The sequence below is a fragment of the Pseudobutyrivibrio sp. genome (assembly GCF_017471675.1).
Lineage (GTDB): Bacteria > Bacillota > Clostridia > Lachnospirales > Lachnospiraceae > Pseudobutyrivibrio.
In genome coordinates, this window is the sequence record NZ_JAFUSK010000049.1 from 34,101 (window position 1) to 45,587 (window position 11,487).

Annotated in this window: 4 protein-coding genes; all 4 read right to left on the minus strand. The window is 40.0% G+C overall.

Annotated elements, in window-relative coordinates; all coding sequences use genetic code 11:
- Positions 1 to 44 precede the first annotated feature (44 nt).
- Entirely contained in the window at positions 45 to 1,778 is a 1,734-nt protein-coding gene (locus IJ535_RS08425; protein WP_294301261.1) for a methyl-accepting chemotaxis protein, read from the minus strand.
- 507 nt (positions 1,779 to 2,285) lie between these two features.
- Positions 2,286 to 3,701, minus strand: a complete 1,416-nt coding sequence (gene pyk, locus IJ535_RS08430; protein ID WP_294301263.1) for a pyruvate kinase — start codon at positions 3,699 to 3,701, stop codon at positions 2,286 to 2,288.
- Positions 3,702 to 3,971: 270 nt separating this feature from the next.
- The gene (locus tag IJ535_RS08435; protein WP_294301265.1) at positions 3,972 to 5,909 is read right to left on the minus strand and encodes a LamG domain-containing protein; all 1,938 of its coding nucleotides are present in this window, start codon (positions 5,907 to 5,909) and stop codon (positions 3,972 to 3,974) included.
- A gap of 17 nt (positions 5,910 to 5,926) precedes the next feature.
- The gene (locus IJ535_RS08440; protein WP_294301267.1) at positions 5,927 to 11,425 is read right to left on the minus strand and encodes a family 43 glycosylhydrolase; all 5,499 of its coding nucleotides are present in this window, start codon (positions 11,423 to 11,425) and stop codon (positions 5,927 to 5,929) included.
- Positions 11,426 to 11,487 lie beyond the last annotated feature (62 nt).

Below are 11,487 nucleotides of genomic sequence, written 5' to 3' on the forward strand. Positions count from 1 at the left end.
GGGAAGCCTTTTGAGGGGAAGCCTTTTGAGGGGAAGGCTTTTTTTTAGGCTACAGTGCCTTCTATATTAAAGTAATTCATTTTATCATTTAGATTAACTGCTAAATCTCTAAGTTCATCGGCAGCCTGTGTAATAATTGCAAATGTTGCATTTAATTCCTGCATAGAAGCTGTTGTCTCTTCTGATGATGCTGCGTTCTGCTGAGAAATTGCAGAAAGCTCAGAAATAATATCATTAAAGCTCACCTTTAATCCATTTAATAGCTCTACCTTATCAGCGATAGTCTTTGTGCTAGAATCAACGCTATTTACATTCTTAACCACATAATCCATATCAGACTTTGTTGAATTAAGCTGGCTGTTCTGCTGATTAAATGCTACGTTAAGCTTTTCAATAGTCTCAACACTCTTCTCTGACTCAGCAACAAGCTTTGCAACAATATCATTGATTGATACAGAAGCTTCCTTAGACTGAACTGCAAGAGAACCTATTTCTGTAGCAACTACCGCGAATCCTCTTCCTGCATCACCAGCACGGGCAGCTTCAATAGAAGCGTTAAGTGAAAGAAGATTTGTCTGGTCTGAAATAGATGTAATTGCGTTAGATGCTTCTGCAATATTCTTAACCGCATCATTTGTAGCCTGAATCTGAGTATGAATTTCTGCCATTGCAGCCATAACCTGCTCATTTTGCTGCATAAGCTCATTAATAGCATCAACAGTCTTGTTAGCATCCTGAAGCATCTCTGTAGCAGCCTTTGAAAGCTCTAATACGCTATCAGAAATATCCTCGATGCTTTCGCCCATCTCCAATGTATTGTTAAGAGAATTCTCAACACTTTCAGCCTGTGATACAGCGCCCTTGCTAATATCCTCAACAGCATTTGAAACCTGATCAGCAACATGTAAAGCTGTATCAGCACTTGAAGCAAGATTTTCACCTGCATTTGTTACCTGGTCTGAAAGATCAATAGATGTCTTAATTACATCCTGGAGCTTATCACGAAGCTCCGCTGAAGTCTCAGCAATAACACCAATCTCATCTGTTCTATCAAATGCATGATCTTCAATATAAAATGATAATTCACCATCCTCAAGCTTCTTAAGTCCAGCCACAATTTCATCTATAGCATTTGTGGATTTCACAATCATTCTATGACCTAAAATAAAAACTAATACAACGAAGAAGATGTAAACACCAATCATAATTAGTCTTGCGTTAAGTAAAGCTGAGGCAACGGAATCTGTTTCGCGGCCTGCAAATATCATACCTACAACTGTTCCGTCAGTATTCTTAAGTGGAATATAGTATGCATACCACTTGCTATCACTACCATTAATATTAAAGTTAGTTGCGAGATAATCCTCACCACTTCCAACAACCTTAGCTACAACTTCTTCAGATGCCTGTGTACCTTCCATTCTCTGACCACTTTCATCTGTAAGTGATGTGATGTATCTAGTTTCCCCGTAGAAAATAGTGAAGCTTACACCAGTCTGCTCATGTAATTCATCTAACTGAGCCTGAAAATCATCATGTAGTGCATAGCTTCCTTTAAGAATCTTTCCTGAAGATGTTACTTCCCAGTCACCATCCCACTGGCTGTTAAGTGCACTCTGAAGGAACATAGCTGATGTATGTAATTCCTCTGAAAATGAATCAAAATATGCCTTCTTAACATAGCTCATTCCAATAATTGCAATTGTAGTAGACATTAATAATGCAAGTACAGCTGCAAACCATAATATCTGTCGAACTAGTTTCTTGTTCTTCTTCATAATCTTACCTTTCTTAAAAACCCGTTCACAATTAATTCACAAAAACAAGCAAGATTATAAAGGGCAAATAATCAAATTGCAAGCAATATGTTATACTTTAATAATATTTATTAATATTGGATATTTTTATAATGTTATCAAACTATTCCTTAGTACATTTTGCACTTATAAATATAACGTGGGATTAATAAGAAAAAGAAAAAATCCGCAAAGAACCTATATAATACGAAAGAGACGCCAGCGGAGCGTCTCTTTCAAAAGGGAGAATAATGTTATGAAAAAATTGTATCTCTTTCGAGATGAGTATATATTAACTGAAAATTTTGTCAAAGTAGTGTAAATAGTGTGAATAGTCTGTGAAAAGTATTCCCGTTCAATACTCTCCAAAACAGCCACCTGCTTATACCAATTATTCAACGTACACTAGCTATGACAGCTTCCCCTTTAGTTGGTGTAAAACAAAGATCCACTGCATCTCTTTCACTAAAAGGAAGAAGCCTTCCGTATTTACTGAATTGTCTCAACCTTGATTGTGTTTGTATTACCAACAGTACCATCGATAGGACCACCTGTAAGTACTACCATATCCCCGTTTTCGAGCTCAAGCATCTGCTGTACACGCTTTGTAGCATGGTAGAACATAACATCAAGTGACTTAAATTTATCAACAAGAACTGGTGTAACACCCCAGCTAAGAGCAAGTCTTAACCAAACCTTCTTATCAGTTGTCATAGCAATAACATCTACTGGACAACGGAAACGGCTTACACGCTTTGCTGTGTAACCAGACATTGTGCAGGCAACGATAGCCTTAGCATTAACATCAATAGCCATAGAACATGTTGAATGGCAAACAGCATCTGCTGTAGAAGAAATTTCCATTTCTTCCTTGTGGAAACGTCCCTCGTAATTAATATCATTCTCAGTTGTTTCAGCAATTTCTGCCATTGTTGCAACTGCCTGTACTGGGTATTTACCCTGAGCACTCTCACCTGAAAGCATGATTGCACTAGTTCCATCATATACAGCATTAGCAACATCTGAAATCTCTGCACGTGTAGGACGTGGATTAGAAATCATAGACTCAAGCATCTCTGTAGCAGTAACTACACTCTTACCAAGTGCACGTGCTGTAGAAATAAGCTGCTTCTGAACTGCTGGAAGATTAACGAATGGAATCTCAACACCAAGGTCACCACGAGCAACCATGATACCATTAGCAACTTCAAGGATTTCCTTAACGTTATCAACACCTGGCTGATTCTCGATCTTAGCGATAACAACGATATCCTTACCACCGTTCTCGTCAAGGAATGTTCTAAGTTCTATCATATCCTGCTTTGTTGAAACAAATGAAGCAGCGATAAAGTCAATGTCATTTTCGATACCGAATAAGATATCCTTCTTGTCCTGCTCTGAAAGGTATGGGCCAGACATAACCTTGTTAGGGAAGCTCATAGACTTCTTATTTGACATAGTACCGCCAGATGTACACTTTGTGATAACATCGTGACCCTTGATTTCTGTAACCTCAAAAAATACGATACCGTTACATACTGAAAGTGTATCACCAACAGATAAATCCTCATGTAGCTTCTTATGGCTAACTGATACACGTGTCTCATCACCTTCAACATCATCTGTTGTAAATGTGAATGTGTCACCTTCTTTAACTGTAACAGAACCATCCTTAAATGTACCAATACGATACTCAGGTCCCTTTGTATCAAGGAGAATAGCAATTGGAAGGTTAAGCTTCTTACGAACCTTCTTAACTAAGTCCATCTTCATACCCTGCTCCTCATGGTCGCCATGAGAGAAATTCATACGGGCAACATTCATACCAGCCTTTGCCATTGCTGTAAGGGTTTCCTCGTTCATGGAAGCTGGTCCAATTGTACAAATAATCTTTGTCTTTCTCATTGTATAACTCCTTCTATATAAACAATAACTACTATAACTAAAATTTAACCCAATTTATATTAACACCAAATAGTGGGTTCGTAAACTAGAAAATAGAGAAAAATATTGGGAGAAAAAAATAAATGAAAAAAACATATACTTGGTATAACTTAGCATGCACTTAGCATACCCTCATCAGTCAGCTGCGCTGACAGCTTCCCCCTACTAAAGGGGAAGCCTAAAAAAGGACTGTGGTCTAAAAAGACCACAGTCCGATTAATTAAATAGAATTTATAGTTTTAGGATTCCAAGTTTGGCTAGGATTGCAAGAATTGCTGCACCTATAATAACTAAAGCTGCAATTATAACAACAACCGGGCTTGTTCCAGAAGACTGTCCGGCTTCTGGTGTTTGCTCATCTGAGATTGTTGTCTCTGATGTAGTATCATCTACTGTCTCCTCTGATTCATCTACCACATCATCAGAAGCTTCATCAACCACTTCATCCTCAACAATTGTCTCATCAGAATCTTCAGTCTTAGTATCTACCTTATCATTCTTAGGCTTTGTAGACTGGTTGCCGCCTGCTGCAGGAACCTGAGCATCAGGAATCTGTGCCTGAGCACCAGTATTGCCAGCGACAACTGGAGTAGTTGCTGCTGCACCTGAACCAGTGCTGCTTGAAGAGCCTGAGCCGCTGCTTGAGCTTGAACCACCACCTGAGCTTGAGCTTCCGCCTGAGCTTGAGCCACCGCTTGGTGCTGGTGTAACAGTCTCATCCTTAGCAACCTTTACTGCTGTAGAATAATCCATAGCAAATCCATCGCTAACGGCTGTAACCCTTGCTGTAACAATAGCCTTTCCAACTGCAATTGCTTTAGCCTTGCCAGCTTCAAAGCTTACTGCTTCATCATTAGATGTATACTCTACCTTAACCATCTTTTCGATAGCATCTGGAAGAACGAATAATACCTGCTCCTCACCTGGCTTCATGGTTAATTCAACCTTTGATTCTGGAATCATATCAAATGGGTCTTCGTACTCATCTGCTGGTGTAAGTGCCTTGATTGAGCTTTCAATGTGAAGTGTTGCATTGTCAATCTCATCGAAGGATGTTGCAGCCTTTGCTTCTGCAATAGCACTGCGAAGTCTATCTGCAGATTCCTCTGTCATAAATGAAAGGTCATAACCCTCAGCAGTTTCGATAAGTGCGTTTAATGCTGCTTTATCAAGTGCGTCAACTACAAGCTTAAGCTCTACATGTCCCTTTACACCATCAACCTTTACGTCAGCTGTAAGGGTAATGTCATGCTTCTTATCATCGATAGTAACTACACCCTTATTTGAAATCACTGATTCATCAGATGACTTCCATGTAATGTTGCTTCCAAGAAGTGATGTAGGAAGTGAAAGGTCATATCTAATCTGACCTGCCTCTGTGTTGCTGCCCCCTATTGCATCAAAACTACATGCCAGCTCTAAGCTACGCTGAACTCTGCTTTCTTTAAAAGCCTCTGCAATTTCCTCAACAGTACCTTCGCTCATAGCCTTGTTGTAGATTTTGATGTCATCAACCTTTCCATCAAAGCATGCATCCCAATTGTTAGCACCAAAAAGGATAGAATCGTTTTCACTTCCCAATGGATTGTTAGAGATGCCACTTACAACCTTTTCACCATCTACATACATGGTGATGTTACCATCAGTACCAACAAGTGCTACCTGTGACCAAACACCGTTTGGAACTGTTGGATTACCTACTGTTGTCCAGCTCATTGGCTTGGCATTTCCAATAGTCTTTACTCCATCTGTTCTTCCCCAGAGCTTGTACTCCTGGTCTGCGCCATCACCTGAAAGTGCCAGCCAGTGCTCCTTATCATGGTAACCAAGTAACATCATTACCTGATTGTCAGCCTGAGATTTGTCTGGGCAAACAGAAAATGTAATTGTAAAGTCGGTTCCATTAACCTTGTTTCCAAGATCCAAACCAAAATCGTTGAAATCCACAGCCTTGCCATTGATTCCATCTACGTATGTTATTTCACCATTATAGGCTCCCATACCCTTTACAATAGCCTTGGCATCACCAATACCATCTTCAAAGTCATAGGATGCCACTAACCCCTGGAACATATCAGCCTTTACAATACTTACTCCTACAAAAGGTGTAGCCAAAGCAAGTAAAGTGACGCCAGCTATCAGCCCATAAAATTTCTTTTTATTTTTCATCATCATTCTCCTTGCTTCTAATCCTTGTAATCCTTGTCTACTACATTGATAACAATTGTTGCTTCGTATTCATTACCCATGTAAGAATATGTCACCTTAAGCTCCTTCTTGCCTGTAGCCGCTGTTACATCTACTGGAAGGTCAAGCTTAATACCGTCCTTGATTGTTACCTTGCTTCCGTTATCAAGAGTAGCTCTGATTCTGATATCATCAGCCTCAACTGTCTCGCCTACTGCATACATTCTTACTGTCTTGCGAACCTTTGCTGACTTGATAGTCTCTGCTGCAATCTGTCCGCCCTCAGCAATCTTTTCTGTATTGAAGCTTGCTGCATTCTTATCAGGTGTTTCTGTAAGGATGAGCTTGCCACCTACTGAAGCGATATAGAAGCCATGGTAAAGAGCACTTTCAAATGTTACGCCTCTACCATTTAATCCCTTGATTGTTCTGAAGGTCATAGCCTTTGCTTCATCTGTGGTTCCATTTACATCCTGTGAAAGAACAAGATTGTAGCTTCCATCAGATAAAGCCTTGCCAACTGTAAGGTACATACCTGGCTTGTAATTTGATTCAAGTGAAACAAGAGCTTCATTGTTCTTATTAAGCTTGCCAGGATTGATTTCCCATTCAGCAGTTTCACCATCATATTTGCTGTCACAGCCAACCTTCTTTCCAGTCATTGGATAGTCGCTGTCGCTTAATGTGTTTTCAAACTCCTGAACGTAGATAGGATTCTTGTAGTAATCGTAAATCTTGCTTACTGTTCCTGTTAAACCTACTGCAGTCTTTTTGATGTATGGGATTGAGCCATCCTCATTTACCTTAAACTCCTCGCAGCAGGCAACTCTTCTGAATCCACTACCGTGTGGAAGACTTCCATCGTGGTAAACGAAATATGTGTGTCCCTTGAAATCAAATACTGCCATGTGGTTTGTGTTAGATGTAGCTGAAGGCTCCATAACAACGCCGCCGAAGGTCCATTCATTGTTAAGGAAATCTTCTAAGCTGTCACAATATGCATAAGCCATCTGCTCACGCCAATCGTAAGCGAAGAACATGTAGTAACGATCCTTGCCGTTTACGTTATGCTTATAGTAATAAGGAGCTTCTGTATACTGATGTCCTGAAGGCATTCCCTTGATTACACCAACCTTGATATCAGCATTCTTCTTGTCAGATGCCTTCTCAACTGAAAGCTTATCCTCATCACCATCCTGATCCTTGATAGAAATCATGTCCTCGTTTAATTCGCAATTGAAGAAACGAACATTACCCCATCCAAGGATTCTATGCTCTACTCCCTTTTCATCCTTCTCAATCCAGAAGGTTGGGTCGATATCTTCCCAAGTAGATACACCATTGTAGGTATCTACATTCTTAACAAGTGGATGTCCAATATCCTTAAAGCCACCTGTTGGTGAATCAGATACTGCAACACCGATGCACTTGCCACCGCCGTAGCTGCTCTTTGCCTCTGAGCAATAATAGAAGTAATACTTGTCACCGTACTTAACCACCTGACCAGCCCATGCACTGTTCTTATCCTGTACCCAGCTGATGTCAGAATCGTTAAGATATTCGCCCTCATACTTCCAATTCTTCATATCCTTTGAAGAATAGCATCTCCAATCAGGCATCTTGTAGCTTTCTGTTGTAGAAGTGTCGTGGCCAACGTAAGCATATACTGTATCACCATCAACTAAGATAGATGGGTCACCACCGTAAAGCACATCACCATTTTCATCAAAGCCAAGCATTGGGTTGCCTGATTTACTCTTTTCTAATGTAACTTCCTCGGCATCCTCAAAATCATTCCAATCACTTCCAGTAAGTGCTGAATATTCATCAGCTGTTATTGGCATTACGTAACCATGACGATATTTAATCTTGTTGTATGAACCGAGCTTATCATCAGATACGAATTCAAAATCACCTGATGCCAAATCTGTAGTTACTACTGGATAGTAGCCCTGTCCTCTTGCAAATCTATCGATGAGCAAGCACCACTGATCCTTACCTTCTTCATTCTTCTCATTTAACTTGAAGATGATAGGTCCTTCTACTGCACCAACCTTTCCAGGTAATGTCTTATCTAAGAACTTAGAACTGATATCTGTAAACTGACCAAGTACGTTGTCAGCAACGTCAATCTTGATTGAGCCGTTTGACTCGTTCTTTGTGTAACGATAGTACTTGCCATCGTTACCCTTAATCATTGTTGAATCGATTACCTTAATTATCTTGCCACTCTTATCTCTTCCGCCCTCGTGATAAAGCTGTGGTTCTGTGAAATGAACAAAGTCACGAGTCTTTGCATAGTAGATTGCATGGTTCTCATAATCCTGAGTAATCTTTTCATTTTCATCTACTTCAAGTGTTGTTGCAGACCAGTAAACAACGTACTCACCTGTTACATCGTCATAGACAAACTCTGGTGCCCATGTACATCCAGCATTTTCTGGAGCTATTTCTGCAAGCCATGGCTTAGACCAGTGAACTAAATCGTTTGATTCCCAAACAACAATGCTGTGGCTACCGTTGCTACCAGCCTGACCCCAGTCTCTGTTATGATAGATGCTAAGATCTGTAGAAATCATGTAGAACTTGTCTCCCTCTGGAGTACGAGCAATGTACATGTCTCTAAGTCCACTTTCACCGATTGTGCTTTCGATGATTGGATTGTTGTTGTTCAAATCCTCCCAGTTAAATCCATCCTTTGAAACTGAGAAGTAAACCTGCTCATCTGTAGCTGCCCCTTCTGTTCCTGTGAAATGAACGAATAGATATCCTACATATTCATCAACAGCCTTTGGTGCAGCAACAACTGTACAATCGTAAGCCTTTGTTACTGATACATCATTCTTCTTAAAGGTCGCTGTAAGAGTTACCTTTGTGTCCTCAGACTGTCTTGTTACAACACCTGCTGGGGTGCTGTCATAACCCTTATTTGCCTTTACCTTTGTGCTGATTACTTTTTCATCAGATGATGACCATGAAACAGATACTCCATTAATCTCATCTGGAAGGGAAATGTTACCCTTGATTTTGTTCATATCAGGAATCACGTAATTGTTTGCTACATATTCAACATCACCGATTTCCTGTAAGCGTGCAACCTTACCTGCTGTGTAAAGTCGTGCTACATCATCTGCCTTGTAGGCTCTTTCGTATACCTTTACGTTGTCAAAATATCCTCTGAAATAAGCATCTCCTGAGTAGAATGACTTGCCAAGGTAACCTAACAAATCCTCTCCTAATTCAGAAACCTTAACACCTGTGTTTTTGTTAACACCGATAAGCTTGCCATCTCTGTAAAGTGACATCCTGTTTCCATCCATTACGATGGTGATGTTGATCCAGGTTCTTGATGTATTTGGATATTTAGCTGATGCCTCAACCTTCTTTTCGCCGCCACTGCTTTCTTTTGTAATAGCAAGCTTTTCAGCTGTTGGCATTGCTTTGTAGAATAAATACTTTGCATTATCCTGACCAACTGTAAATGTAAAGTAATTTCCTGTACGTGTAACCTCGTTTACATCGAAGGAAATAGTCATCTTATCTCTGCCATCAAAGAATCCCTTAGGGAATTCAAGATAAGCATTGTGACCACCAACTGATGTGTCACCGTCTAAGTAAAGAACCTTGCCGTAATCCTTGTCCTCTACTACCTGTCCCTTTACAACCTTACCATCATTGCCATTTCCAGATGCATCCTTGATGGCGTTCTTTGTAAGACCATCGTTAAAGTCATACTGAAGAACTGGTTCAGCCTTTATCTCTTCACCTTCAACTACAACATTTACCTTGAATTTATCTCCATCCTTGATGAAATCTGTATCACTAAGATTAAAGATTGGAAGTCCATCCTCATCAAATAGAACTGTCTTTACATATGCATTTCTGCATGGGTCGTAAAGTGGGTCACCTGAATGAGTGGCATGTGTCTTTGATTCTCTTGCGTGATATACAATTACAAGATTTCCATTTTCATCATAGGTAAATGAGTTGTGGCCAGGACCTGAAACCTCATCATCAAAGTCAGAGCTTGTAAGGATTGGATAAGGAAGCTTTGTCCAATTGTTAATATCAAGCAAATCTGCCTTTTCATCTGCATACATAAGACCTACGCAATATTCAGAACCTGTACCTGATGCAGAGAAGGTCATGTAAACCTTTCCATCCTTTTTGAATACTCCAGGTCCTTCGTTTACTTTATATCTAACAAGCTCCCAAGCAAATTCTGGCTTTGTAAGAAGCTTTGCCTTGCTTGTAAGCTGTGTAGGATTTTCAGGGTCTATGCTTGCGATGAATAAGTAGCTAAGTCCATCTGGGTTCTGAGAATTCTTTGTCTCGTCAGCCCAAATGAGATAGTGCTTTCCATCTGCCTCAAAATATGTCATATCAAGTGACATTGCATTTAATACATTGTCACCGCTAACTGGCTTAACCAGCTCTGGCTCACCCCATTTGTCAGCATCTAACATGCTTTCCTTCTTAGGGTTACCTTCAAACTTAATCATAAATGGTCTGATGTTAAAGGTAGTGCCGTTTCCTGTGTTAAGACCTGCTGTTGCAACAAGATACCAGCTGTCGCCAATCTTGTGCATCTCTGGTGCCCAGATAAATCTGCCAAGAGATTTTGATGTGTTCTCATCCCAAACTGCAACCTCCTCAGCTGACTGAAGACCTGCAATTGTCTTTGCTCTTCTAAGAATGATTCTGTCGTAACCATCCTTGTCGCCGCTTCCTACCATTGGGTAAGATGCTGTGAAATAGTAGTATCCATCGTCCTTGTTATAAACAACATATGGATCTGCTCTTTCAGGAACAAGTGGGTCAGCTGCGTCTGTAAAGTTTCCAGAACCGCCAATCACACCTTCAAGTGTGTAGGTGCCAGGAAGCTCAAGGTCAACATTTTCAATGCTATCCTCTGTGAATCTAAGAGAATATTCCTTCTTTGTTCCATCTGAATACTCAGCCTTTACAGTGTTCTTCTTAATATACTTTGAAAGAATCTCTCTAAATTCTTCCTCTGAAGTAAGAGCATCTACCTTTATCTCATCTGTAGGAAGGCTTGAAAGAGATGTGTTATAAGGATTGGTAAATTTCTCTGTAAGATTATCATATTCTGACTTAGTAAGTCCTAGAATACTTGTGCTTACAGCATCCTTTGGTGCAAGACTTTTTTCTTCAAAGCTGTAGCCTTCAATTAGCACTGCCTTGTCAAAGCTTTCCATATCCTTTGATGTTACAAGATATGTGCCATCATTTGTCTTCAGATAGATTTCATATCTTTCATCAGTCATATCATATTTAGCCTCAATCTGCTTTACATTTGAAACAGATGAACCAGTAGATACTGATTTTTCATTCTTATATGAAATCAAATCATCACTTTCGTATACAATCAGATTGCCAGAAGGGCCATCTGCTGCAACCATGTAAAAGCCCTCTCCATCTGCCTGTCTAAGTACAGTTGGACTCTGATATGCCTTGCTACCTAGGCTTGTGTACATAATAGGTTGATTCTTATGAAGTGCCTCAAAACTTCCATTCTTTTTAGCAGCAATCTTCATAC